This is a genomic window from Geodermatophilus sp. SYSU D00742 (assembly GCF_054049935.1).
This window is the reverse complement of the sequence record NZ_JBJGYJ010000013.1, coordinates 1-24,343: the sequence shown is the minus strand read 5'-3', so window position 1 is coordinate 24,343 and position 24,343 is coordinate 1. Positions and strand designations below refer to the sequence as shown.

Below are 24,343 nucleotides of genomic sequence, written 5' to 3'. Positions count from 1 at the left end.
GGGGGTGTGAGACGGCACGGCCAGGCGGCACAGGGGTGTGACGCGGGGGACGGCGGAGGGGGATCCCGGTGAGCGAGCACGGTTCGTTTGATCAGCGCGCGTCCATCTACGACGAGACGGACACCGGCAGCGGTCGCAGCGCGGTGCGGATCGCGTCCGTGGCCGCGCTCGGCGGCTTCCTCTTCGGCTACGACAGCGCGGTCATCAATGGTGCCGTCGCCGCCGTCGAGGACCGGTTCAACGCGGCCCCCGGCCCCCTCGGCTTCGCCGTGGCCTCGGCCCTGCTCGGCGCCGCGGCCGGTGCCCTGACCGCCGGGAGGTTCGCCGACCGCTTCGGCCGGCTGTTCACCATGAAGGTGGCCGCGGTGCTGTTCTTCGTCAGCGCGCTGGTCACCGGGTTCGCGCCCGACCTGATCGTCCTGATCATCGGCCGCATCATCGGCGGCATCGGGGTCGGCGTGGCCTCGGTCATCGCCCCGGCCTACATCGCGGAGGTCGCGCCGGCGCGGATCCGGGGCCGACTCGGCTCGCTGCAACAGCTGGCCATCGTCAGCGGCATCTTCCTCTCCCTGCTGGTCGATTTCGCCTTCGCGGCCGCGGCCGGGGGATCGCGCGAGCCGTTCTGGTTCGGTCTCGAGGCCTGGCGGTGGATGTTCCTCGCCATGGCCGTCCCGGCTGTGGCCTACGGCATGCTCACCCTGACCATCCCCGAGTCGCCGCGCTACCTCATCGCCACGCACCGGATCCCCGAGGCGCGGCGGATCCTCAGCACCCTGCTGGGCGAGCGCGGCCTCGACATCAAGATCAATCGGATCCGGCAGACGATGGAGCGCGAGAAGCCGCCCTCCTGGGCCGACCTGCGCGCGCCACGGAGCGGGCTGCTGCCGATCGTCTGGGTGGGCCTTGGCCTGTCGGTCTTCCAGCAGTTCGTCGGGATCAACGTGATCTTCTACTACTCGAACGTCCTGTGGGAGGCCGTCGGCTTCAGCGAGGCCGACGCCTTCGTCATCACCGTGATCACCTCCGTGGTGAACATCGCGACCACCCTGATCGCGATCGCCACGGTCGACCGCTTCGGCCGCAAGCCCCTGCTGCTCATCGGCTCGGTCGGCATGGCCGTCACGCTCGGCACCCTGACGGTCATCTTCGGGACCGCACCGCTGAACGCCGAGGGCAACCCGGTGCTCTCGGGTGCGACCGGCCCGATCGCGCTGATCGCGGCGAACCTGTTCGTCGTGGCGTTCGGCATGTCCTGGGGGCCGGTGGTGTGGGTCCTGCTCGGCGAGAAGTTCCCCAACCGGATCCGCGCCGCGGCGCTGGCCTTCGCCGCCGGCGGTCAGTGGGTGGCCAACTGGTTGATCACGGTCAGCTTCCCGGTGCTGAGCGACGCGTCCCTCGGCCTGGCCTACGGCTTCTACACCGTGTGCGCGGTGCTGTCCTTCGTCTTCGTGCTGCGCTGGGTGCGGGAGACCAAGGGCGTCGAGCTGGAGGAGATGCACGACGACGCCGGGGCGGTCCGTGGCGGTGCTGGTCACCCTGGCTGACGACCGTTCCCACGCTCGTCCCCGTACGGCGGGCGGAATCCTGGCCCGGCGGCAGGTCGAGTTCCTAGACTCCTCCCGGAGGTCGACAGGCGGAGGTCGATCACATGCGCAGGTATCTCGTCGTCGCGAACCAGACGCTCGGTGGGCGGGAACTCCGGGAGGAGATCCGAAACCGTGCGGTGGCGGGTGAGTCCTCGTTCTACGTGCTCGTACCCAACACCCGCGCCGCCCACTACCACGTGGTGCCTGCGGCCGGCGGCGTCGTGCCCATGCCGAGCATGGCCACGAGCTACGGCGGGCCCGAGACCGACGAGGAGGCGACCGAGGAGGCCCGGGAGCGCCTGTCCCGGATACTGGCCGACCTCGCCGAGTCGGGAGTCGAGGCCGAGGGGCATCTGGGCAGTCCCCAGCCGCTGACGGCCATCGAGGAGGCCCTCAGCGACCACGACTTCGACGAGATCATCGTGGCCACTCTGCCCAAGCGGGTCTCACGCTGGCTCGGCTCGGACGTCCCGCACCAGGTCGAGCGCCGCTTCGGTCTGCCGGTCACCACGGTCGTCAGTCGAGCCTGACCGGCAGACGCTGGTACGGGGGGCACATCACCACCATCGGACGACGTCCTGTCCGATGCCGGGCGCTGGTCACATGCGGGTGGCCGCGACCGGATCCGGGGGCGTCCCCGCCGTCGCCGGCGTCCTTGCCGCGCACGCTGCCTTCCTGCCATCGGTGACCCCCGTGTCCGGCGCCCATCCCGAGGTGGCCAGGCGGGGCCGCAGCTACGCGGAAGAGCTCACCGAGGCCCTTGTCGCCGTGGTCATATCCCGTGGGCCGGTGTTCTGCCGGTCGACCGTAAGCGCGTCGTTCTCAACCGTCTTCGCCGCGTCGGTCAAGCGCACGGCGTACGGAGTGGCGCGTCTCATGCCTGGACGACACCGCACGAGATGGACAGTCACGTCCGGTGAACGGGATCTGGTGAGCGGGAGGAGTAGTGCAGAGGCCCTGACGGCGGTCCTCGACCACCATCCTGACCACCATGGGCCCCTGTCCGGGGGCCGTTCGGCTCCGTCCGCTGAAGTGGTTGACCTACGACAGAGATCGAGCGGATGCCCCCGGACGCGCGGCCGACGGCTGGGGGGCAAGCCGGCATCATCCAGCCCGTGGTGTCCCCAGAGCCAGGGGGCCGCATCCCTGTATGCCCATCCCGGCGACTTGCCTGGGCAGGATCGACCCACCCACCCATGCGGGACCAGCTCGTTCGACGAAGCGGCTCGGGTGCTGCACGGCCGGGCCGGCCAGAGGTCGGAGGTGGGGTCGGGTCACTCGTTGATGTCGGCGATGCCGTTGCCGTTGAGGTCCGACCCCGGTCCGAAGCACTCCTCGACGGTCGCGGTGCCGTCGGAGCAGCGGACCTCGAGATCGGAGGAGACGTAGCCGTCATCCCCGTCGACGGCGGGGCCGCTGTCCGCGACGTCATCTGGATCGGTGCATCCCGAGTAGTCGTCGAAGTACCAGCCGGGCGGACAGCCGCCTTCGGCGTCGATGACTGCTTGTGCTGCGGCCGCCTCCTCAGCAGCCTGACGGGCCACGGCCTCGGCAGCAGCCTGCGCGGCCGCCTCGGCGGCCAGCCGCTCGGCTTCGACGCGCTGTACCTCGAGCGCGGCGCGGGCCGCCTCCTCGGACTCGACCTCCAGCCCCGACGGGCCGATGAAGGCGACGGTCGCCGACGGCGTGGCTGCCGGCGGGACGGCGGGCTCGGAGTCGGTGCCGCATCCGGCGAGCAGGCCGGCGGCGAGCAGCACGACAGACAGCAGGCGGAAACGCATCACAAGGACCCCCCGTGAGAGCGCCTCTTCCCCCACGGACGACGGCGCTGCCACGAGGATGACATCAGCGGCCGACACAACCGAGACGCTCGAGTGCCGGCCGGCGGTCACCGGCCACCGCTGCAGCGTCATGAGACCGATCCGCAGGGTCGTCGCAGGCCAACGCGGTCCGGGACCACTGGCACCGTGAGCCCGAGTCTCGCTCCTGAACGGGGCGTGCGCGCCTGGCTCAGCCGGTCAACACGGCGGTGGGCGAAGGTGTGCCGGAGGCGGTGCGGGTGGACGTCGGCGACGCCGGCCTGCGCGGCGCGGAGGTGCAGCACGGCGCGGGCGCCGTCGGGGGTCATCGGGCCGCGCTGGCCGAGCAGCAGCCGCGGCGAGCGGGCGTAGGGGTGCAGCGCGCGCACCCGCAGGTAGCGGTCGACGGCCTGGGCGGTCTTGGCGCCGAACGGCACCACCCGGGGGCGGGACCCCTTGCCGGTGACGTGGGCCAGCTCGCGGTCCAGGTCGACGTCGGTGAGTTCCAGCCCGCACAGCTCCGACACCCGCACGCCGGTGTCCAGCAGCAGTCGCAGCACGACCTCGTCGCGGCGGCCGAGGAAGACGGCGCGGTCGAAGATCCCGGGCCGGCCGCGGCCGACCGCGCACGCCTTGAGCAGGGCGGCGATCTCGTCGTCGGTGAGGATCGGCACCGGCTTGTCGGGTGAGTTCGCGATCTCGATGCCGTCGGTGGGGGACTTCTCCAGTTCTCCTTCAGTGACCAGCCAGCGGCAGAACCGGCGCATGCCCCGTAGCCGGGTGCTGATGGTGGAGGGCTCGCAGGTCTCGGCCAGCTCGGCCAGCCAGGCGGCGATGGCGTGCCGGGTCAGCTCGTCGAGCACCGGTTCCCGGCCGCGGAGGGTCAGCCAACGACCGAAGTGCAGCACTGACTGGCTGTACAGCTCGATGGTCCGCGGCGCCTTGGCGGCGGCCCGCAGGTGCCGCCGGAACGACGCCAGCAGGCCCTCCAGCCGCACGGCCACGGCGGCAGGTGTCGGGCGAGTGAGCGCTGTGCTAGCCCTGGGCGAGGGTCGAAATCACCCGTCTTCGCTGGTCGGTCTCCTGGCGCGGCTGGACCGCATCGGCTCGCCCGGCATCTTCGGGGAGCGGGACCCGAAAGCGCTGTTCCGGGCCGCAAAAGGGCAGGTCGCGCATGAGCGTAGGTGGGTGGGTTATCGGGCGAGTTCTCGGACCGGGTTCAGCGCTCATCCGTGGGCAAGAGCTTGGGTCGCCTCGGTGGGAGCCTTCTCCCGGGCGGCGGCCTTCGCACGCCCTCGGCGAGGCGCGCCAGGGCCTGCGGTCGGCGCGCCGCGTGACCGCATCGCCCGCACCAGCGGCGCCCGGCTGGACAGCGGCGTCAACGGCCCGCGGAGAGTGGCGGGCACCACCGCGAGCAACGACGCCCAGACTCCCATGCCGCCGCCCCCTGGGTCGTCATGGTCAACGTCCCCGCCCGTCCCGCCTCCGTCGCCGCCGTCGTCGATCCACCGGTCGACCTTCCGCCGCAGCCCGGCCACGAACACGACGTACACCACCAGGCAGACGACGGCGTCTCGTCGGACGCCCGCGTAGGCCCACACCGCCGGTTCCCCCGGTGGCGGCAACGCGACCAGCGCCGCGATCGCGATCAGCGCCAGTTCGAACACCACGTCCAGCAGCGCGCCGGCCCACACCCACTCCGCGACGTTCACCACCACCCGCGGTGGGGTCGCCCACAGGACGATCAGCGCCGCCAACAGGACCAGGCACAGCACGGCCCCGGTGAGCGAGTAGAAGAACGGGTCTGGGGACATGGTGAACCGCCCGCCGCCTCGAGCACGTCTGTGGGCGTCGGCCAGGGTGCGTCCCGCCTCTCGACTCGACAAGAGGCCACCGGACCGACCAGTGACCCAACGGCGGTCCTCGCCGTGGCCGTGACCGTGGGTCGCTGGGACGACCCACTTCGTCAGGCTGGAGCAATCGGGCCGACTGCGGGCCGGGCGATGGGCGACCGCCGAGGGGCCGACGCCCGTACCCCGTTGCTTCCCTAGGCTCAGCGAAGGCGAGCCCTCTATTGCGGCTGATGATCGTCCGGCCGGCTCGGCTACCCGGCCTCGTCACTGGTGCCGGACGCCTGGCGCCGCGCCCGTGCCGACCGCAGCACGAGGCGGGCGAAGTAGGCCTTGCGGGCATGCCCGGCTCGGCGTGCCCGCTCGACCGGTGACAGCACGCCGTCCGGGTCGACCTGCCGCTCGAAGCGATCCATCAAGGCGTGACGTGCAGGCGCGGTCCGCGCGGGGGTCTGCGGTCTTGGCCCACGACTCGTGCGCGGCGAGCCGCGCGATCAGCGAGCGGTCGGCCGTCATGGGGACGAGGCTGCTGACGCTTCTCCAGTTCATCTCGCCGTGAGGCCGCCTGTGCGCGGACCTGCCCGACAGCGTGGGGACAGAAGGGCTCCAGTCCCTCTGCACCCCAGCGACGTGGACCGCGAGGAACTGGTGACAGGGAGCCATGGAGGCGCTGTCCTCCAGCCGTCGTCTGCACTGCAGGACGACTGGAGATCGCGGTTCGACCGCAGGATGTGGGCGGCGCCGCAGGCCGAGCGTCGACAGCGTGTACCGGTCCGGTTCTCACCACAGATGAGCGGCCCCTCGTCCGAAGCCGCGGTCTCGTACAAACGGGCGTCGGTTGTAGGCGTCGAGGACGGTCCTCAGTGCCGCGGTGAGCGCAGCGAGGTCGCGGTCGTAGACACGGCCGTCCTCCAGTTGGCGGGCCAGCTCGCCGAGGAGCGGCGGCCAGTCCCGTCGCGTGGGTGCGACCGGTACGCGGACCTCGACCCGGCGCTCCACCACGTCCGCAGCTGACCGCCCGGAGGCCGCCGCACGACCTTGCTCCCAGGCGCGGCGTCGGCAGCTGACCGAGCACCACTTCGGGATGGGCCCCCGAGACCGTGGCGTGATGGCGCCACCGCACCAGGCGCAGGACACGGCGGCTCTGCGTCGGGCACCGCCATCAGCGGCTGTGCGCGTCGCCCCGTCGGCCCTCGCGGACCGCTCGGTGGTGTCCCGCCGAGTGGTCCGCTCCCGACGCTGTCGTTCGGCTTCACGCTGGCGAGCTCGGTAGCCGGCGTTCCTGCCACCTGCCATGGCCTCAGCGTCCGGAGCGACCTCCTGTAACCCGTCCGACGAATTCCACGGCCGCTGGTGCAAGAGGTGTGACGGCTCATGATCTCGGCCCCTCCAGTTGGGTGACTGCCGGGGCGGTCCTCGGCGGTGATCGTTCGCCAGAGCTCGAGCTCGATCCCGTCCTCTCTCCGCCATGAGGCGTTGGGGAGAAGCCGGACCCAAGGTCAGCAGAAGGGATGAGCCGCCGCGGACAGCGGCGGCTGACGACGTGTCCAGCCGCGGGATCAGCCGGCCACCAGTTCCTCGTCGAGGGGCCACCAGGTACCGGGCACCCACTGCGCGTCGTCCCACAGCTCCGCCGGTCCGCCGGCGTCGTCCTCCACCCAGAGCGGCAGGTCGAAGTGGACGGTGGCGCGTCGGTCGGCGCGATAGGCGGGCCAGGCCGGCAGAGCAGCGCTCCCCGGGTCTGCTCCGTGGATGAAGCGCAACCAGGTCTCCCGCATCGCAGCCGCCAGGGCTCGCACGTCCGCATCGGCACCGTCGAGTCCGACGTCCCAGATCAGCGGGACGTCGGCTCCGTGCAGGGCCCACCGCTCCTGAGGAAGGCCGGGGGAGGGGGCGTCGAAGCGGTAGGACCACACCCGGGCGTGCCGTGACTGGGCGTCGAGCACCCGGCGGGTGGGCACCGCGTACCGCTCGTCGGTCATGACCGCGCGGCGGACCTCGCGGTCGCTGGCTCCCGGCATGGACTCGGCGTAGGCGGCCAGCACCTGGTGGGTCCGTGGACCGAAGATCTCCTCGAGCACCCGGTCGACCTGGTCGGCGGCGGTCGGGACGGCGAGGTCGTAGCCGCTCGCTTCGTTGAGCGTGGTCCCCGCGATGAGGTCGATCCCGCGTGCCGCGCCCCCGGCCAGCGCCTGCGTGGGCGTGGACGGCAGCACGGTCCCGTCGACCAGGGGACGCCAGGTCCAGGTGGCGCGCACACCGGAGGAGATGGCCCACTGCGCGGCCAGCACGTCCGAGGTTGGGACGGCGGCCAGCCGCTCGGGGGTCGGCTCGTCGATGTCGAGCAACCGGAGAAGGCGGTTCGTCAACGTCGTCGACTCGGGCCGGTGGATGACGTGGTCCCCGCCGCTCTGCGAGATGGCCCGGGCGAAGAGGCCCCTCGCGGCCGGAGAAGCCATGAGGGCGAGCACGCTCTTGGCCCCGGCCGAGACGCCGGCGATGGTGACGCGCTGTGGATCGCCGCCGAAGCCGGCGATGTTGGCCCGCACCCAGCGCAGCGCGGCGATCTGGTCGAGCAGACCGCAGTTGCCGGAGGAGGCGTAGGCCGGGCCCAGCGCGCCGGCCAGGTCGAGGAAGCCCAGCGCCCCGAGTCGGTAGTTGAACGTCACGACGACGATCCCGGAGTCGGCGAGTGTCGCGCCGTCCCCGATGACGTTGGCGCCGGAGCCGAAGTGGAACCCGCCGCCGTGCACCCACACCAGCACGGGCAGCCCCACGCCGGTCGGCGGGTCGGCCGGCGCGCAGACGTTGACGCGGAGGCAGTCCTCCTCGAACGAGGTGCCGTCGTCGGTCTCGATGTCGCCACCGGGCGGCACCAACTCGGCCGGAACGGCCTGGGGCGCACGGGGACCGAACTCGGTTGCGTCCCGGGTGCCGGTCCACGGGGCAGGGGGCTGAGGGGGTGCCCAGCGTCGAAGGCCGGTCGGGGCGGCGGCGTACGGGATGCCTCGCCAGGAGCGGACGCCGTTCTGCTCGAGGCCGCGCACGGCGCCGCTGGTGGTGGGAACGATGAGGGGGTTCATCGGGATGTCCTGTTCGGTGGAGGGGCGGGGATCAGCTGAGCTGCCGGTCGCGGGTGTCCGGGGAGAGCAGCGCGGCGACGAGCCCGATCAGCACCGTGACGATCATGTAGATCGTGAAGACGGTGGTCCGGCCGGACGAGGCGAGCCAGGTCTGCAGGTAGGGCGCCGTCCCGCCGAATGCGGCCGCGGCCAGCGAGATGGGGACGCCGATGCCGGTGGCGCGCACGTCGGCCGGCAGCAGCTCGGCGAAGTACGCCGGGACGACGGCGGTGGCCAGGGCCAGGAAGACCAGCGCGATCGACATCGCCAGGGCCAGCTGCCAGGCGTGCGGACCGAGCAGCCAGGTGATCGGGAAGGCGATGATCGGGAAGCCGATGCCGTACAGCAGGAAGTTCGTGCGCCGGCCGATCCGGTCGGACAGAGCGCCGGCCGCCACGAGGGCGACCATGAAGACGACGTTGGCGACCACCGACGCGACCAGTGCAGACGTCGGGTCGACGCCCTGGACGCTGATCGCGTACGCCGGCGCCGCGACGGCCCACGTGTAGTAGGCGACGCTGCCACCGATCTGGAGACCGGCGAGGCGGAGGACGGTGCCGCGGTGGGTCCACAGACCCCGGGCGATCGAGCGGCGGCGGCCGCTGGCCTGCACCTCCTCGAACTGCTGCGTCTCGCGCAGGTTGCGGCGCAGGTACATCGCGTAGAGACCGAGGAGGCCGCCGATCACGAAGGGGATCCGCCAGCCCCAGGTCGCCATTGCCTCGGCCCCCACGCCGGCGGAGAGCCCGGCGCCCAGCAGGGTGGCGGTCAGGACGCCGATCGTGACGAACACGTAGAGGCTGCTCGACCAGAGGCCGCGGCGCGCGGGCGGCGCCATCTCGGCCACGTAGGTGTAGGAGGAGGCGACCTCTCCGCCGTGCGCCAGCCCCTGGATCAGGCGCGCGACCAACAGGATCGCCGAGGCGAGCAGGCCCACGGAGCCGTAGGTGGGGGAGAGGCCGATGAGCAGGCTGCCACCGGCGACGAGCATCATCGCGGTGGTCAGTGCCGCCCGGCGGCCGAACCGGTCGCCCAGCCAGCCGAACAGCACCCCGCCGACCGGCCGCATGAAGAACCCGACGGCGAAGATCGCGAGCGTGGCCAGGATCGAGGACGTCGGCTGCGTGGGGTCGAAGAACTGCCCGGCGAAGAACGGCGCGAAGATCGCGTAGATCGTCCAGTCGTACCACTCGAGCGCGCTGCCGATGCCCGCCCCCAACACGGCGCGGCGCTGCTCGCGCCTCGTCGGTGGCGCGGTCGTCGTGGAGACGGGCCCGGTCGTCGGCGTGGCCTCGCTGAGCTGGGTCATGCCTGTTCCCTTCCTCGGCCCGTCCGGCGTGACGGGGCTCACTGGAAGAGTCCGGAGACGGCGAGATGTCGACAAGAACGCTTGTCGATGTGGCTGATTCGGCCAACAATCTGGCGGATGGTGACACCGTCGGGGGTGCTCGACGACCTCGACCGGCGCATCGTGGCCGCCCTGCAGGTCGACGGTCGCGCCTCGTGGCGACAGATCGCCACAGCGCTCGACGAACCGGAGCGGACCGTCGCCCGCCGCGGGACCGACCTCCTCGCCGAGGGCCGCGTGCTCGTCCGCGGGCTGCCCGACCCGCGGCGCGCCAGGGGAGCCGACCAGTACGTCTTCCGCGCCACGTGCACCCCCGGCACCGCGGCGATCGCGGCGGTGGCGCTGGCCCGCCGGCCGGAGACGCTGTACTCCTACGTCCTCACCGGGTCGGCCGACTGCGCCGCGGAGCTGTCCTGCCCGCCGTCCCGGTTCGCCGAACTGCTGACCCGCGAGCTCGGAGGCATCCCCGGCGTCGCGGCGGCTTCCACCTATCCCGTGCTGCACTACTTCCGCACCATGCACGAGTGGCGCCCCCCGATTCTCACCCCCGAGCAGATCGCGGAACTGACGCCGGAGGCGCCGCCGGTCGCCGCGTCACTCGACGCGGACCCGGTGGCGCTCGGGCCGGAGCAGCGCAGTGTCCTGCGGGTACTCGCCCACGACGGGCGCGCCACCTACGAGGAGATCGCCCGGCTCACGGGCGTGTCCCTGCAGACCGCCCGCCGGCGGGTCGCTCAGCTGCGCGCGGAGGGTCTGGTGCATCTGCGCGCCATCTTCGAACCGGCGATTCTCGGCTTCGGTACCGAGGCCCTGCTCTGGGTGCAGGCATCCTTCGGGGACGTCGCGGCCGTCGGAGAGGAGCTGATCCGGTCGTCCGCCGTCCGCTACGCCTCCGTCCTGGCCGGCGATCGGCAGCTGCTCGTCGACGTCGTCGCCCGCGACCAGCCGGAGCTCTACCGCTACCTCCAGGAGGCGTCGTGGGTCGCGCGCGCCGCGTCCATCGAACCCTCGTTCGTCGTGGAGGCGCTCAAGCGCAGCGGCACGCTGACCGGATCGGCCCGGGTCGACGACCTGATGGCGCCACTCTGAGCCGGCCGTCGGCCGCGCCGGTGGCCGTTTCTGCCAGAAGCCGGGCACGGTCTTCCCCACCGCGGCGGCCCTGACGAGTCTCGGGCTCGTGACGGAGAACGAAGTCCACGCTGTGGCGACCGAGGAGGTCGCGGCGGTCGTCCGGGCGCACGCGCTGCAGTTGGAGGCGGCGTTCAGGCGCGGCGACGCCGCCGCGGTCGGCGCGTGCTTCGCCGCGGACGCCGTCCTCGTTCCACCCGATCGACCTCCGGTGTGCGGGCGCCGAGCGATCACCGGGTTCTGGGCACAGGTCATGGGTCGACCGGGTGCGGCGATGTCCCTGGTGGTCGACCGCGTCGACGTCGTCGGGAACCTGGCCACGGCGACCGGCCGCAACCTCCGGTCCGGGCGCCCGGAGGATGCCAGCGACTTCGTCGCCGTCTGGCGGCGGACCGCCGGTGGGTGGGCCCTGGTGTCGGACGTGTGGGAGCCGGCCTCCCGGGGGTGGCAGGCCGGCGGTGACGCCCGCGACGGTGGTCAGCGGGGGCGCTCTGCGGAGGGGCTCAGTGCTGTCGGGCGTTGCTCAACAGCGTGAGGAGTTCGCGCAGGCGTTCCAGCGATGCGCGGGTCGCGTCGGGGCGCCCGAGGGCGGTCTGCTGGAAGACGAGGCCGTCCAGTGCGGAGAAGACCAGGTGCACGAAGGCGTCGTCCGAGTCGATGCCGGCCCGCTCCAGTTCGACCCGGAGTGCCTCGTGGTAAGCGGCGTAGATGGCCTCGACGTGCGGGAGCAGCTCCGGCCGGCGGCGCGCTTCGAGGATCAGCTCGTACTGGAAGGCCTGGGTGCCCGGATCGCCCTGGACCAGTTCGGCCAGGCCGGCGAACAGGCTCTCGATGCGTCCGCTGCCGGGGTCTGAGGTGATGGCCGGGATGCTGCTCTGGAGCGAGTACTCCAGGGCGGCGTGGATGAGGGCGTCGCGCGTGCCGAAGTGGTGGGTGACCAGTCCGTGGGTCACGCCCGCTTCGTGGGCGACCGCCCGATAGGTCAGATTCCGCAGGCCCCGTTCGGCGACCACGCGGACCGCAGCCGCCAGCAGCGCCGGCCGCCCCTGTCCGTACGCGAGTGTGCGCTCCTGCATGACCCTGTCAGGCGCGGACATGTCACCTCGTTCCGGTCGGTGGGGGTCAGGGTACTGACCCGGCCCGCCACCCTCGCTGCGCCGCTGGGGCCGCGTGCCGGGTCCGTGGAGGCGTCCCCGGTCACGGGGCCGAGTCGCGGACAGTCCGATCGTGACCATCATGGAGACCAAGAACTAGCCACTTGACTAGTTTCGGTCCGTGGGCCATCTTCTCTGTGTCACGGCTCACAAGGCATGGAGACCGGGTGGCCACAGCGCAGCCCACCCGGTCTCCCGACACGACGCACGAGCTCCGCCGGCGGCACTCAGACCTCTTGCTCGCCAGCTCCTGCTCCCCGTTCCGGCTCCTCCTGTCCGGCCGGGGACGACGCCAGAAAGGTCCTGTCCATGGACACCCCAATGAACGTCATCGTGGTCGGTGCCGGCTTCGCCGGACTGGTCGCCGCCCGAGAACTCGGCGCGGCCGGTCACCACGTGACCGTGCTCGAGGCCCGAGACCGCATCGGTGGCCGCACCTGGACCGACGAGAGGCTCGGCACGCACCTGGAGATCGGCGGGACGTGGGTCCACTGGCTCCAGCCGCACGTGTGGGCCGAGATCACCCGCTACCAGCGGCAGATCGTGCGCAGTCCGATCCCCGAGCACGCCTACTGGATCGCCGACGGCAAGCTCGTCGAGGGCTCACCGGAGGAGCTCGCCGAGCGGGGTGCCCGCGCCCACGAGGCCGCAGTCGCCGGCTCCCGTGAGTTCTTCCCGGAGCCGCACGACGTCCTCGCGGTGCTCGACGCCACCGACGAGGAGGGGCGGAAGCGGCGCGAGGAGCTCCTCGCCCTCGACCAGCTGCCACTCGCCGAGCGACTGCGGCAGGCGGGCCTGAGCCAGGAGGAGATCGACCTCGCCGGCACCTTCTGGACCGCGTGCTTCAACGGCAGCTCCGAGACCGGGGCGGCGACGATGGCGCTGCGCTGGTTCGCGCTGGCCGGGCACGACTTCGATCTGCTCAACGACACCACCCTGGCCTACAAGCTGGTCGGCGGGATGCGCGGGCTCTACGAGCGGATCGCCGCCGACGTCCCGGGCACCATCCGGCTCGGCACCCAGGTGGAGACGATCACCTACCGCCAGGACGGCGTCTCGGTGCAGACCACCGACGGCGCCACGCTGGAGGCCGACGCGGTGATCGTCACCGCGCCGGTCAACGCGCTGCGCGGCATCACGTTCGACCCGCCGCTGCCGCCGTCCGAGGCCGAGCTCGTCGAGACGGGGCTGAACTCGACCGGTCTCAAGCTCTGGGCCAAGGTGCGCGGGCACCACAGGTTCCTCGCGCAGGCACCCGAGGGGCACCCGCTCACCTTCGCCTGGCCGGAGTACTTCCTCGACGACGACACCAGCATCATCGTCGGCTTCGGGCCCGACGCGACCGCCCTGGACGGCAACGACGCCGCCGCCGTCCAGGAGGTCCTCCGCTCCTGGCTCCCCGACATCGAGGTCGTCGAGTCCGTGACCCACGACTGGGTCGCCGACCCGTTCAGCCAGCAGACCTGGGCCACCTTCCGCACCGGCCAGCTCACCGGCCCGTGGCCGCAGCTGCGCCGTCCCCACGGCCGGCTGCTGTTCGCAGGTGGCGACTACGCCGCGGGATGGGCCGGCTTCGTCGACGGCGCCATCCAGAGCGGCATGGACGCCGCCGCCACGGTCCGTTCCTGGGCCGATCCGACCGGCACCACCCCCACCTCTCAGAACGAGGAGAAGGACATGACCAGCACCGTCCCCCAGGCCACCGTCGACCCCGAGACGTGGGAGCCCTTCGTCGTCCAGGGCCACGAGATCGGTGAGGTCCACTGGCTGGTCCAGAGCCAGCGCCCGCAGGGTGTCCTCGCCGCCGGCATCTGGCGCATCGGTCCCGAGGAGGGCGCCGAGCTGCCGTACGCCGTCGCCGGCAGCGAGACCATCCACGTGCTGGAGGGCGAGGCCGAGCTCGAGACCCCCGCGGGGGAGAAGATCCGGCTCACTCCCGGCGACGTCGTCTCGCTGCCCGACGGCTTCACCGCCACCTGGCGGACCCTCTCGCCGTTCAAGAAGTTCTTCGTCGTCGCCTGAGCTGTCGGACCAGGGAACGGAGGAGCGGCCACCGGCCGTTCTCTCGCCGTCCCGTTCTGCGACGTGCACCGGCTCCGCGACGGTCGCATCACCTCGACGATCCGGTACTGGGACCGGGCGAACGTCGTCCGAGCCCTCGGCCCCGGATGAGCGTTGTCCGGGCGCGAACGCAGATCGCGCCCGGACACCGCCGAGGCTGGCGCACGACGGCCTGCTCGCGACGTCGAGCACCAGATCTGCCGACCGCTCACCGCGGTCGTGCCGTCGCCCTCGGCGGGGACGCCAACACCACACCCGGCGCCTTGCGGCCGTCCCGTGTCCACCCACCGCGGCATGCTCGCCGCACACCCGAGGGGCACCGATGGCTACCTCCCACCAGCGTGACGCAGGCCGTCTTCGCCATCCTGCTGGTCATGCCCTTCGCCCTGACCGGGGGCGAGCGGGAGGCGCAGTGCTGCTGCCAACTCGTCGACGAGCAATCGAGGCGTGCCTGACGGAAGCCGCTCGCTGCTCGGAACCGACCTCGGTGGGGTCGTTCCGCGAAGTCGACCGTGGAGCCGTGCTCGCTTCGTCCTGGAGTTGGTGGCGCACGCCCACGACGTGGCCGGCGGCACCGACCAGCGCCAACCGCTGGATCAACGGCTCGCCGAAGCGGCGCACCCGGGTGGCCGAGCAACCCGTCCCACCGCCACTCCGGGGGACCCGTGGGTCCTTCGCCGCTCCGGTGCCCACTCCTTCCGGCGCCGACGCCTTCGTGCGCCTCGCCGCGGTCCTCGGACGCCGACGCTGACTACTCCCGGGGCTGCGTGCGCCGCCTCACCGTCCCCGCGGTGGGACGTCGCCCGCCCCGGTGCGCTCGATGCGGGCCTGCAGGGCCTCCTCGCTCAGAACCACCTGGCCGGTCGTGCCCCGGCCGAGCAGCCGCCCCTCGGCGTCCACGGCGGTGCACTCGCAGGTCAGCCGGTTGCCGCGGTGCTCTCGGCAGCGGGCGGTCACCCGCACGACGTCGCCGACCCAGGCCGGCGCGAGGTGCTCGACCGACAGCGAGCTGCCGATGCCGGTCTCGCGGGGGTCGAGGTAGCGGAGCAGCAGCTTCCGGCCGGCCTCCTCGAAGTGCTTCGCCATCGAGTAGGTGGCGTACACCGGGTGGACCGGGCCCAGCTCGTCGAAGCGGACGGTCATCTCCGGCGTCACCACCACCTCGAGGACGGCGGACTCACCGGCGGGGACGGGTCTCACGCGGGCACCCAGCGGGCCGGCCGCTTCTCGCGGAAGGCAGCGATGCCCTCCTGACCCTCCTCGCCGGCGAACAGGCGCGCCGACAGCTCCAGCAGGTCGGGGAACCGCTCGGCCAGGGGCCCGGTCCCCGCGGCGCGCAGCAGCCGCTTGGTCTCGGCCAGGGCCCCTGGCGCTCCGAGGCCGAGGGCCTCGACCTGCGCGGCGACGCAGGCGTCGACGTCGTCGGCGGGGACGACGAGGTCCACCAGCCCGCCGGCCAGCGCGAGCGAGGCGTCGAACACCTCGCCGGTGAGCAGCAGCCGGTGCGCCACGTTGGGCACCATGCGGGGGAGGACGACGGCGGAGATGACCGCCGGGGCGATCCCGATCCGGACCTCGGTGAACGCGAAGGTGGCCGTTTCGGCGGCGACCACCACGTCGCAGGCAGCCAGCAGGCCGACGCCGCCGGCGCGCGCGGGGCCGCGGACGACGGCCACCACCGGCTTGGGCGAGTTCCAGACCAGCTCCAGCAACGCCGGGAACTCGTTGACCCCCTGGTTCTCGGCGGTGCCGCCGGCGGCCTCGGCCAGGTCCATCCCTGAGCAGAACACCCGGCCGGTGTGGTCGAGCGCGACAACGCGTACCGAGTCGTCGGCGATCGCCTCGGTCAGGGCCGAGCGCAGCTGGGCGCGCATGGCCCGGGAGAGCGCGTTGCGGTTGGCGGGGGAGTCGAGCACCAGCGTGGCGACCCCGCGCCGGCGCTCGACCTGCAGGACCCGGTCGCTCATCGGGCTCAGGCGTCGAAGTCGACGGTGACGGCGTCGGACAGCGGCACCGTCTGGCAGGTCAGCACGTAGCCGGCCGCGACCTCCTGGGGCTCGAGGGCGTAGTTGCGCCGCATCTCCACCTCGCCGTCGGTGACCCGTGCCCGGCAGGTGCCGCACACCCCGCCCTTGCAGGCGAAGGGCAGGTCGGCCCGCACCCGCTGGGCGGAGTCCAGCACGGTCTCGTCCTTGGGCAGGGCCAGCGTCGTGGACCGTCCGTCGAGGACGACGGTGACCTGGCTGCTCGGGCCGGTGACGGTCTCCTCGTCGCCGCGGACCGGCTGCGGGGGGACGTCGTCGACGTAGAACAGCTCCTGGTGCACCTTCTCGGCCGGCACGCCGAGCTCGGCCAGGACCTCCCGGGCGTCGCTGACCATGCCGTGCGGACCGCACAGCCACCAGTGGTCGACGTGCTCGGCGTCGACCAGGTTGTCGACGAGCGTGCGCAGCCGGGGACCGTCGAGCCGGCCGCTGGTCAGCTCGGCGTCCCGGGGCTCGCGGGAGAGGACGTGCACCAACTGCAGGCGGGACCCGTAGGCGTCCTTCAGGTCGGCGAGCTCGTCGGCGAACATGACGGTGTTGGTGCGCCGGTTGCCGTAGAAGACGGTGACGGTGGACTCCCCGTCGCGCAGCACGCTGGCGGCCAGCGACAGCGCCGGGGTGATGCCCGAGCCGGCGACGACGAAGACGTGGTCCGCCGGCGTCGACAGGTCGGCGGTGAACGTCCCCGAGGGCGGCAGCACCTCGATCGCGTCGCCGGGCTTCACCTGGTGCACGAGGTAGGAGGAGAAGAAGCCGCCAGGGACCTCGCGGACGCCGACCCGCGGAGCGGCACCGACCGGCGCGCAGATGGAGTAGGAGCGGCGCTCGTCGCGGTCGCCGTCGACCCGGCGCAGGGTCAGCGCCTGGCCGGGCTGGAACCGGTAGTCCTCGGCCAGCTCCGCGGGGACGGCGAAGGTGACCGCGACCGCATCGTCGGTCAGCCGTTCGACCGCGGCGACCGTCAGCGGGTGGAACTGCGGCCGCCGCCGGCGGCGGGCAGGGGCGGACTCGGCGGCAGGGGCGGTCGCCGTCATCAGATCTCCTTGAAGTGTTCGAACGGCTCGCTGCAGCTGCGGCAGCGGCGCAGGGCCTTGCAGGCGGTGGCGCTGAACTCGCTCTGCTCCACGGTGTCGGGCGAGCCGCACTGGGGGCAGGCGGCGGTGCGGCGCGTCGGGCCCAGCTGCAGCGGGATCGGGCCGGCGGACCGGACCGGCGCCGTCCCCGGCGGGGCGATGCCGCCGGCGGCGAGCTTGCGGCGGCCCTCGGGGCTGATCCAGTCGCTGGTCCAGGCGGGGGAGAGCACGGTGCGGACGTCGACGTCGGGGAAGCCGGCCGCGTGCAGGGCGTGCAGCAGGTCGGCGCGCATGACGCCCATAGCCGGGCAGCCGGTGTAGGTGGGCGTGATCTCGACGACGACCGTGCCGTCGTCCCCGGTGCGGACGTCGCGGAGCACGCCGAGGTCGGCGAGGGTCAGCATGGGCAGCTCGGGATCGGTCACCGTCCCGGCCACGGCTCGGGGGTCGGTGGTCATGGTCCCCGCGGTCACCAGGTCGCCGCCGGGTGCTGCCGGGCCAACCCCTGTAGAGAGTCGAGCAGCTCCGCCAGCTCCGGCCCGTGCTGCCCCAGCCGCCCCCGGGGCGGCGCGTCGGCAGGCCAGTCGGGCACGGCGAGCGTGGCCCGCTCGAGCACCTGGGTGAGCACGTCCCGGACCTCGTCGCGGACGTCGGCCGGGTCGACGCCGACGCCGGCCACGGCCAGCCGGGTCTCGACGTCGGTCGCGGTGAACAGGTCGGCCAGCAGTGGCCAGACCGCGGCGACGCCGTCCTGGGCGCGCCGGTGCGACTCCTCCGTGCCGTCGCCCAGGCGCAGCACCCAGCGGGCCGCGTGGTCGCGGTGGTAGGTGAGCTCCTTGACGCCCTTGGTGGCGATGGCGGCGAGCACCGGGTCTCGGGAGTCGCGTAGCCGGGCGAAGACCGCGAGCCGGACCGAGGAGGCCACGAGCAGCCGGATGATCGTCCGGGCGAAGTCGCCGTTCTCGGCGACGACGAGCCCGGTGTTGCGGAACTCGTCGGCGTCGCGGAAGTACGCCAGCGCGTCCTCGTCCGGGATCGAGTCGGTCGCCCGTTCCCGGGATCGGCCGAGCACGCCGACCGAGCCGGCGCGGGCCAGCAGCAGCCGGGCCTGGCCGAGCAGGTCGAGGCCGATGTTGCCGATGGCGACCTCCTCCTCGAGCTCGGGTGCGTTGGTGATCCACTGCGTGAGCCGCTGGGCGAGCACGAGCGCGTCGTCACCGAGCATCAGGCAGTAGGCGCCGAGGTCGGCGGGGTCGATGCCGTCGGGGACGGTGGTGTCGACCCCGGCCAGCGGTTCGTCGAAGCCGGTGCCGAAGGCCCAGTGCCCCGCGTCGTCGTGCGCGTTGGCCAGCGAGTCGTAGACGGTCTCTTCGTGCATGGGTTCCTCCGGGTGGAGTCGCTCGAGTGCGGAAACCGCCCTCGAGCGACTCCGCTCACATGTGGGGGACGTTCTCGGGGATGTCGTAGAAGGTCGGGTGGCGGTAGACCTTGTCGCCGCTGGGGGCGAACAGCGGGTCCTTCTCGTCGGGGCTGGAGGCGGTGATGTCGGCGGCCTTGACCACCCAGATGCTCACGCCCTCGTTGCGCCGGGTGTAGAGGTCGCGGGCGGCGTCGATCGCCATCTCGTCGTCGGGGGCGTGCAGCGAGCCGACGTGCACGTGGTTGAGCCCGCGCTTGCCGCGCACGAACACCTCGTACAGCGGCCAGTCGCGCTTGACGGCCCGGCGGCGGGTCTCCACCGGCACCTCGGGACCGGTCGGGATGGCGCCGTGGCCGCCCTCGGCGGTGACGTCCGTGGTGCTCACGCGGCGGCTCCCTCGTGCTTCGCGGCGTACGCGGTCGCCGCCTCGGTGACCCACGCGTTGTCGTCCCGCGCCGCCCGCCGGCGGCCGATCCGGACGGCGTTCATCGGGCCGCTGCCACTCACCACGCGCTTGAACTCCTCCCAGTCGATCGCGCCGAAGCGCCAGTGGCCGCTCGCCTCGTCCCAGGCGAGCTCCGGGTCGGGCAGGGTGACGCCGAGCGCCTCCGCCTGGGGCACGCTCATGTCGACGTAGCGCTGGCGCAGCTCGTCGTTGGTGTGCCGCTTGATGCCCCACGCCATCGACTGGGCGGAGTTGGGGCTGTCGGCGTCCGGCGGGCCGAACATCATCAGCGAGGGCCACCACCAGCGGTCGACGGCGTCCTGCACCATCGCCCGCTGCTCGGGGGTTCCGCGCATCATCGTCATCAGCAGCTCGTAGCCCTGCCGCTGGTGGAAGGACTCCTCCTTGCAGATGCGGATCATCGCCCGCGCGTAGGGGCCGTAGGAGGAGCGGCACAGCGGCACCTGGTTGCAGATGGCCGCGCCGTCGACCAGCCAGCCGATGACGCCGACGTCGGCGTAGGTGAGCGTGGGGTAGTTGAAGATCGAGCTGTACTTCTGCTTCTGCTCGATGAGCTTGTCGGTGAGGTCGGCCCGGTCGGCGCCGAGGGTCTCCGCGGCGGAGTACAGGTACATGCCGTGGCCGGCCTCGTCCTGCACCTTGGCCAGCAGCACAGCCTTGCGGCGCAGGCTGGGCGCGGCCAGCAGCCAGTCGCCCTCGGGCTGCATGCCGATGATCTCCGAGTGCGCGTGCTGCGCGATCTGCCGGACGAGCGTCTTCCGGTACCCCTCGGGCATCCAGTCCCGCGGCTCGATCCGGTGGTCGGCGGCGATCGTGGCGTCGAAGTGCTCCTGCAGCGCGGTCTCGTCGGGCGCGGGCCGTTCCAGGGTGGGCGCGGACATCTCGTCCCCTCGGGGTGTGACGGCGAACGGTCAATTACTGACCGGATGGTCGGTAATGAGTGTGCACGAGGCCGCTCCGCCGCACAAGCCCTCCGCCCGGAGTCGAACGGGGCTTGACAGCCGTACGCCGGAGGGGTTCATTACCTGACCATCCGGTCGGTATTTGGGGTCCCGCCCCGCCGATCGTCCGGCGACGATGCTCAGGACCACGGAAGGCCTCCGCCATGACGGTTGTGACCAGCGAGCCCACCCCGAAGCTGGGTGCGCGCCCAGACCCGGCCATCCTCGACCCGGCGGAGCGGATGTCCGTCGACGAACTGCGCACCCTTCAGCTGGAACGGCTGCAGTGGACCCTGCGGCACGCCTACGAGAACGTGCCGCACTACCGGCGGGCCTTCGACGAGGCCGGCGTGCACCCCGACGACTGCCGTTCCCTGGCCGACCTCGCCCGGTTCCCCACCACGAGCAAGGCCGACCTGCGCGACAACTACCCGTTCGGCATGTTCGCCGTCCCGCAGGAGCGGGTGCGCCGGGTGCACGCCTCCTCCGGCACCACCGGCCGGCCCACCGTCGTCGGCTACACCGAGCGCGACATCGACACCTGGGCGACGGTCATGGCGCGCTCCATCCGCGCGGCCGGGGGCCGGTCCGGGGACAAGCTGCACAACGCCTACGGCTACGGGCTGTTCACCGGCGGGCTGGGCGCGCACTACGGCGCGGAGAAGCTCGGCTGCACCGTCATCCCGATCTCCGGCGGCATGACCCCCCGGCAGGTGCAGCTGATCACCGACTTCGCGCCGCGGGTGATCATGGTGACGCCCTCGTACATGCTCACGGTCATCGACGAGTTCGAGAAGCAGGGGCTGGACCCCCGGAACAGCTCGCTGGAGATCGGCATCTTCGGCGCCGAGCCGTGGACCGAGCAGATGCGCCGCGAGATGGAGGAGCGCGCCGGCATCCACGCCGTCGACATCTACGGACTGTCGGAGGTGATGGGCCCCGGCGTCGCCCAGGAGTGCGTGGAGACCAAGGACGGCCTGCACGTCTGGGAGGACCACTTCTACCCGGAGGTCATCGACCCGCTGACCGGCGAGGTGCTGCCCGAGGGCGAGCAGGGCGAGCTGGTGTTCACCTCGCTGACCAAGGAGGCCATGCCGGTCATCCGGTACCGCACCCGCGACCTCACCCGCCTGCTGCCCGGTACCGCGCGACCGGGAATGCGCCGGATGGAGAAGATCACCGGCCGCACCGACGACATGATCATCCTGCGCGGGGTGAACCTCTTCCCGACCCAGATCGAGGAGATCGTCCTGCGCACCCCGGGGCTGTCCCCGCACTTCACGCTGGAGCTGACCACCCGCGGCCGCATGGACCACCTCACCGCACGGATCGAGGCCCGTCCCGACTGCCCTGCCGAGCGCCGTGCCGTCGCGGCCGCCGAGGTCACGAAGGCCGTCAAGGACACCGTCGGCACGAGCATCGAGGTCCTCGTCGTGGACCCGGAGACCCTGCCCCGGTCGATGGGCAAGCTCAAGCGGATCTACGACAACCGGGACCGCGCGTGACGTCCACGGCAGACCCCGCCCGCACCCGGCGCGGGCGCCCGGGCCACTCCCTGGACTCCCTGCTCGACGTCGCCGTCGCGGTGTTCAACGAGCGCGGCTACGACGCCACGAGCATGGAGGAGCTGGCCACGCGGCTCGGCGTCACCAAGTCCGCGATCTACCACCACGTGTCCAGCAAGGTCGAGCTGCTGCGGCTGGCGCTCGACCGGGCGCTCGACGCGCTGTTCGCCGTGACCGAGGAGCCCGGCGCCACCAGCGGGCCTGCCATCGACCGCCTCGAGCACGTCGTCCGCGGCTCGGTCCGCGTGCTCGCCGCGGAGCTGCCGTTCGTCACCCTGCTGCTGCGGGTGCGCGGCAACTCCCCGGTCGAGCAGGCGGCCCTCCAGCGACGTCGTCAGTTCGACCGCGTCGTCACCGACCTGGTGCGCGCCGCGGAGGACGAGGGCGACGTCCGCCCCGACGTCGACCCCGCCGTCATCAGTCGGCTGCTGTTCGGCACCGTCAACTCACTCACCGAGTGGTACCGGCCCGACGGCGGGCTGTCCGCCGTCGACCTGGCCGACGCGCTCGTCGCCACGACCTTCCAGGGTCTGCGCGCCCGGCCCGCCTCATCGCCACTGTCCTGATCCGATCCGTTCCTCCGCGGAGGAGCACCAGAGGAGTCCTCCGATGACCGCACCCCTGCTCCAGAGCCATGCCGCGGGCCGCTGGTACAGCGCGCCCGACGAGGGCACCCCCATCGCCGACGCCGTGACCGGGGAGACCGTCGCCCGGATCAGCAGCACCGGCCTCGACGTCCCGGCGATGCTCGACCACGCCCGGACCGTCGGCGGACCGGCACTGCGTGAGCTGACCTTCCACCAGCGGGCCGGCCTGCTCAAGCAGCTGGGCCTGCGCCTGATGGCCGGCAAGGAGGCGTTCTACGCGCTCTCCCGCCGCACCGGTGCCACCGACCGCGACAGCGCGGTGGACATCGACGGCGGCTTCGGCACCCTGCTGTCCTACGCGTCGAAGGTCCGCCGTGAGCTGCCCGACGACACCGTCGTCCTCGACGGCGCGGTCGAGCCGCTCGGCAAGGGCGGTACCTTCGTCGGCCAGCACCTGTACACGCCGATGCGCGGGGTCGCGGTGCAGATCAACGCGTTCAACTTCCCCGTCTGGGGGTTCCTGGAGAAGCTGGCGCCGGCCTTCCTCGCCGGCGTGCCGACGATCGTGAAGCCGGCCAGCCAGACCGCCTACGTCACCGAGGCCGTCGTCCGGGAGATCGTCGAGTCCGGCCTGCTGCCCGAGGGATCGCTCCAGTTGCTGGCCGGCAGCCCGGCCGGTCTGCTCGACGGCCTGGCCGGTCAGGACCTGGTGTTCTTCACCGGTTCGGCGGCCACCGCGCGCAAGCTGCGCAGCCATCCGGCGGTGGTGGCCAACTCGGTGCGGTTCAACGCCGAGGCGGACTCGCTCAACTGCTCCGTGCTCGGCCCGGACGCCACGCCGGACACCCCGGAGTTCGAGCTGTTCGTCAAGCAGCTGGTCACCGAGATGACGGTCAAGGCGGGCCAGAAGTGCACCGCCATCCGCCGCGCGTTCGTCCCGCGCCCCCTGATCGACGACGTCGTCGAGGCCACCCGGGAGCGGCTGGCGAAGGTCGTCGTCGGCGCTCCGGGCGCCGAGGGGGTCCGCATGGGGGCGCTGGCCAGCCTCGACCAGCGGGAGGAGGTGCTGCGTTCGCTCAAGGCGCTGCGCGGCGTCGCCGAGCTGGTCGCCGGGGACCCGGAGCACTTCGAGGTCGTGGGCGCCGATCGCGACCGCGGCGCGTTCCTGCCGCCGATGCTGCTGCGCTGCGACGACCTGGCCGCCGCCGAGCCGCACGACGTCGAGGCCTTCGGCCCGGTCAGCACGGTCCTGCCCTACGACGGCGTGGCTCAGGCCGTGGACCTCGCCGCCCGGGGCCAGGGCAGCCTGGTCGGCTCGGTGGTCACCCACGACCGGCAGTTCGCGCGGGAGTTCGTGCTCGGCGCGGCGCACGCGCACGGCCGCATCCTGGTGCTCGACCGCGACGACGCCAAGGAGAACACCGGTCACGGCTCACCGCTGCCGGTGCTGGTGCACGGCGGCCCGGGCCGCGCCGGGGGCGGCGAGGAGCTCGGCGGCATCCGCGGCGTGCTGCACCACATGCAGCGCACCGCCGTGCAGGCCTCACCCGACCAGCTCACCGCCATCAGTGGGCGCTGGGTCGCGGGAGCCGAGCGCCATGACGACGGCGTGCACCCGTTCCGCAAGTCCCTGGCCGAGCTCCGCATCGGTGACTCGGTCACCGCCGGGCCGCGGACGGTGACGCTCGAGGACATCGAGCACTTCGCCGAGTTCACCGGCGACACCTTCTACGCCCACACGGACGAGGCGGCCGCCGCGGCCAACCCGCTCTTCGGCGGCCGGGTCGCGCACGGCTACCTGCTCGTCTCGTTCGCGGCCGGCCTGTTCGTCGATCCGGCCCCGGGCCCGGTCCTGGCCAACTACGGCGTGGACGACCTGCGCTTCCTCACCCCGGTCAAGCCGGGTGAGGAGCTGACGGTCACGCTCACGGCCAAGCAGATCAGCCCGCGCGGCGGCGCCGAACACGGCGAGGTCCGCTGGGACGCCGTGCTGGTCAACGCCGATGGCAAGCCGGTGGCCACCTACGACGTCCTGACCATGGTCGCCAAGACCTGGCCTCCGGCGGCCTGAACCGCGCAGCGCCAGCTGCGCGGACGACCGGCCGGGGGGGGGGGGGGCGGCCGGCGGCCCCCCCCCCGGCGGCGGCGGCGTCTGCGGCGGACACTCACGGGGGGGGCGGGGGGCCCCCCCCCCCCCC

24 protein-coding genes are annotated in these 24,343 nt (G+C 72.5%); 10 read left to right on the top strand and 14 right to left on the bottom strand.

Going from position 1 to position 24,343, the window contains the following annotated elements; genetic code table 11:
* Positions 1–68 precede the first annotated feature (68 nt).
* Both ACI78V_RS11050 and ACI78V_RS11045 read left to right on the top strand, forming a co-directional pair.
* The gene (locus tag ACI78V_RS11050) at positions 69–1,544 is read left to right on the top strand and encodes a sugar porter family MFS transporter (protein ID WP_456850947.1); all 1,476 of its coding nucleotides are present in this window, start codon (positions 69–71) and stop codon (positions 1,542–1,544) included.
* A 104-nt stretch (positions 1,545–1,648) separates the two neighbouring features.
* On the top strand, positions 1,649–2,116 hold the full coding sequence (locus ACI78V_RS11045; protein WP_456850946.1) for a hypothetical protein: 468 nt from the start codon (positions 1,649–1,651) through the stop codon (positions 2,114–2,116).
* Positions 2,117–2,860: 744 nt separating this feature from the next.
* Here ACI78V_RS11045 and ACI78V_RS11040 read toward each other — a convergent pair.
* The 4 genes from ACI78V_RS11040 to ACI78V_RS11025 form a co-directional block, all read right to left on the bottom strand.
* A complete protein-coding gene (locus ACI78V_RS11040; protein ID WP_456850945.1) occupies positions 2,861–3,499 on the bottom strand; it encodes a hypothetical protein in 639 nt (212 codons plus the stop codon).
* Positions 3,496–4,389, bottom strand: a complete 894-nt coding sequence (locus tag ACI78V_RS11035; protein WP_456850944.1) for a tyrosine-type recombinase/integrase — start codon at positions 4,387–4,389, stop codon at positions 3,496–3,498. Before ACI78V_RS11035 ends, ACI78V_RS11040 begins: the two co-directional genes overlap by 4 nt.
* 222 nt (positions 4,390–4,611) lie before the next feature.
* On the bottom strand, positions 4,612–5,199 hold the full coding sequence (locus ACI78V_RS11030; protein WP_456850943.1) for a hypothetical protein: 588 nt from the start codon (positions 5,197–5,199) through the stop codon (positions 4,612–4,614).
* Positions 5,200–5,489: 290 nt separating this feature from the next.
* The gene (locus tag ACI78V_RS11025) at positions 5,490–5,651 is read right to left on the bottom strand and encodes a hypothetical protein (protein ID WP_456850942.1); all 162 of its coding nucleotides are present in this window, start codon (positions 5,649–5,651) and stop codon (positions 5,490–5,492) included.
* Positions 5,652–5,865: 214 nt separating this feature from the next.
* On the opposite strand from ACI78V_RS11025, the gene ACI78V_RS11020 reads away from it, so the two are divergent.
* The gene (locus tag ACI78V_RS11020; protein ID WP_456850941.1) at positions 5,866–6,249 is read left to right on the top strand and encodes a hypothetical protein; all 384 of its coding nucleotides are present in this window, start codon (positions 5,866–5,868) and stop codon (positions 6,247–6,249) included.
* 545 nt (positions 6,250–6,794) lie between these two features.
* Here the strand turns inward: ACI78V_RS11020 and ACI78V_RS11015 are convergent.
* A complete protein-coding gene (locus tag ACI78V_RS11015) occupies positions 6,795–8,318 on the bottom strand; it encodes a carboxylesterase/lipase family protein (protein ID WP_456850940.1) in 1,524 nt (507 codons plus the stop codon).
* Between the two features lie 31 nt (positions 8,319–8,349).
* The gene (locus ACI78V_RS11010) at positions 8,350–9,666 is read right to left on the bottom strand and encodes an MFS transporter (RefSeq protein ID WP_456850939.1); all 1,317 of its coding nucleotides are present in this window, start codon (positions 9,664–9,666) and stop codon (positions 8,350–8,352) included.
* Between the two features lie 117 nt (positions 9,667–9,783).
* Here ACI78V_RS11010 and ACI78V_RS11005 point away from each other — a divergent pair, with 117 nt between their 5' ends.
* Both ACI78V_RS11005 and ACI78V_RS11000 read left to right on the top strand, forming a co-directional pair.
* The gene (locus ACI78V_RS11005; RefSeq protein ID WP_456850938.1) at positions 9,784–10,794 is read left to right on the top strand and encodes an Lrp/AsnC family transcriptional regulator; all 1,011 of its coding nucleotides are present in this window, start codon (positions 9,784–9,786) and stop codon (positions 10,792–10,794) included.
* Between the two features lie 88 nt (positions 10,795–10,882).
* Positions 10,883–11,368: a YybH family protein gene (locus tag ACI78V_RS11000; protein ID WP_456850937.1), complete on the top strand. Its 486-nt coding sequence runs from the start codon at positions 10,883–10,885 to the stop codon at positions 11,366–11,368.
* Here ACI78V_RS11000 and ACI78V_RS10995 read toward each other — a convergent pair.
* Positions 11,337–11,930 (bottom strand): TetR/AcrR family transcriptional regulator, encoded by a 594-nt coding sequence (locus ACI78V_RS10995; protein ID WP_456850936.1) that lies wholly within the window; start codon positions 11,928–11,930, stop codon positions 11,337–11,339. The two genes, ACI78V_RS11000 and ACI78V_RS10995, sit on opposite strands and share 32 nt — an antisense overlap.
* A 213-nt stretch (positions 11,931–12,143) precedes the next feature.
* Here ACI78V_RS10995 and ACI78V_RS10990 point away from each other — a divergent pair, with 213 nt between their 5' ends.
* Together ACI78V_RS10990 and ACI78V_RS10985 are read left to right on the top strand one after the other, a co-directional pair.
* Positions 12,144–14,009, top strand: a complete 1,866-nt coding sequence (locus ACI78V_RS10990; protein ID WP_456850935.1) for an FAD-dependent oxidoreductase — start codon at positions 12,144–12,146, stop codon at positions 14,007–14,009.
* Positions 14,010–14,568: 559 nt separating this feature from the next.
* Entirely contained in the window at positions 14,569–14,799 is a 231-nt protein-coding gene (locus ACI78V_RS10985; RefSeq protein ID WP_456850934.1) for a hypothetical protein, read from the top strand.
* 26 nt (positions 14,800–14,825) lie between these two features.
* Here ACI78V_RS10985 and ACI78V_RS10980 read toward each other — a convergent pair whose 3' ends face one another.
* The 7 genes from ACI78V_RS10980 to paaA are packed head-to-tail and all read right to left on the bottom strand — an operon-like array spanning position 14,826 to position 19,933.
* On the bottom strand, positions 14,826–15,248 hold the full coding sequence (locus ACI78V_RS10980; protein ID WP_456850933.1) for a thioesterase family protein: 423 nt from the start codon (positions 15,246–15,248) through the stop codon (positions 14,826–14,828).
* Positions 15,245–16,015: an enoyl-CoA hydratase-related protein gene (locus tag ACI78V_RS10975; protein WP_456850932.1), complete on the bottom strand. Its 771-nt coding sequence runs from the start codon at positions 16,013–16,015 to the stop codon at positions 15,245–15,247. Before ACI78V_RS10975 ends, ACI78V_RS10980 begins: the two co-directional genes overlap by 4 nt.
* A 5-nt stretch (positions 16,016–16,020) precedes the next feature.
* Positions 16,021–17,127, bottom strand: a complete 1,107-nt coding sequence (gene paaE, locus ACI78V_RS10970; RefSeq protein WP_456850931.1) for a 1,2-phenylacetyl-CoA epoxidase subunit PaaE — start codon at positions 17,125–17,127, stop codon at positions 16,021–16,023.
* Positions 17,127–17,624 carry a 1,2-phenylacetyl-CoA epoxidase subunit PaaD gene (paaD, locus tag ACI78V_RS10965; RefSeq protein ID WP_456850930.1) on the bottom strand — a complete coding sequence of 166 codons (498 nt, stop codon included), beginning with the start codon at positions 17,622–17,624 and terminating at the stop codon, positions 17,127–17,129. Before paaD ends, paaE begins: the two co-directional genes overlap by 1 nt.
* 11 nt (positions 17,625–17,635) lie before the next feature.
* Positions 17,636–18,544, bottom strand: coding sequence for a 1,2-phenylacetyl-CoA epoxidase subunit PaaC (paaC, locus tag ACI78V_RS10960; protein ID WP_456850929.1), 909 nt, complete (start codon positions 18,542–18,544; stop codon positions 17,636–17,638).
* 55 nt (positions 18,545–18,599) lie between these two features.
* A complete protein-coding gene (gene paaB, locus ACI78V_RS10955; RefSeq protein ID WP_456850928.1) occupies positions 18,600–18,971 on the bottom strand; it encodes a 1,2-phenylacetyl-CoA epoxidase subunit PaaB in 372 nt (123 codons plus the stop codon).
* Positions 18,968–19,933, bottom strand: coding sequence for a 1,2-phenylacetyl-CoA epoxidase subunit PaaA (gene paaA, locus ACI78V_RS10950; protein ID WP_456850927.1), 966 nt, complete (start codon positions 19,931–19,933; stop codon positions 18,968–18,970). Before paaA ends, paaB begins: the two co-directional genes overlap by 4 nt.
* Before the next feature lie 224 nt (positions 19,934–20,157).
* Here paaA and paaK point away from each other — a divergent pair, with 224 nt between their 5' ends.
* From paaK to paaZ, 3 genes are read left to right on the top strand one after another with little or no spacing between them, the layout of a single operon-like run.
* Positions 20,158–21,498 (top strand): phenylacetate--CoA ligase PaaK, encoded by a 1,341-nt coding sequence (paaK, locus tag ACI78V_RS10945; protein ID WP_456850926.1) that lies wholly within the window; start codon positions 20,158–20,160, stop codon positions 21,496–21,498.
* On the top strand, positions 21,495–22,124 hold the full coding sequence (locus ACI78V_RS10940; RefSeq protein WP_456850925.1) for a TetR/AcrR family transcriptional regulator: 630 nt from the start codon (positions 21,495–21,497) through the stop codon (positions 22,122–22,124). Before paaK ends, ACI78V_RS10940 begins: the two co-directional genes overlap by 4 nt.
* A gap of 43 nt (positions 22,125–22,167) precedes the next feature.
* Positions 22,168–24,216, top strand: coding sequence for a phenylacetic acid degradation bifunctional protein PaaZ (gene paaZ, locus ACI78V_RS10935; RefSeq protein ID WP_456850924.1), 2,049 nt, complete (start codon positions 22,168–22,170; stop codon positions 24,214–24,216).
* Positions 24,217–24,343: the final 127 nt, after the last annotated feature.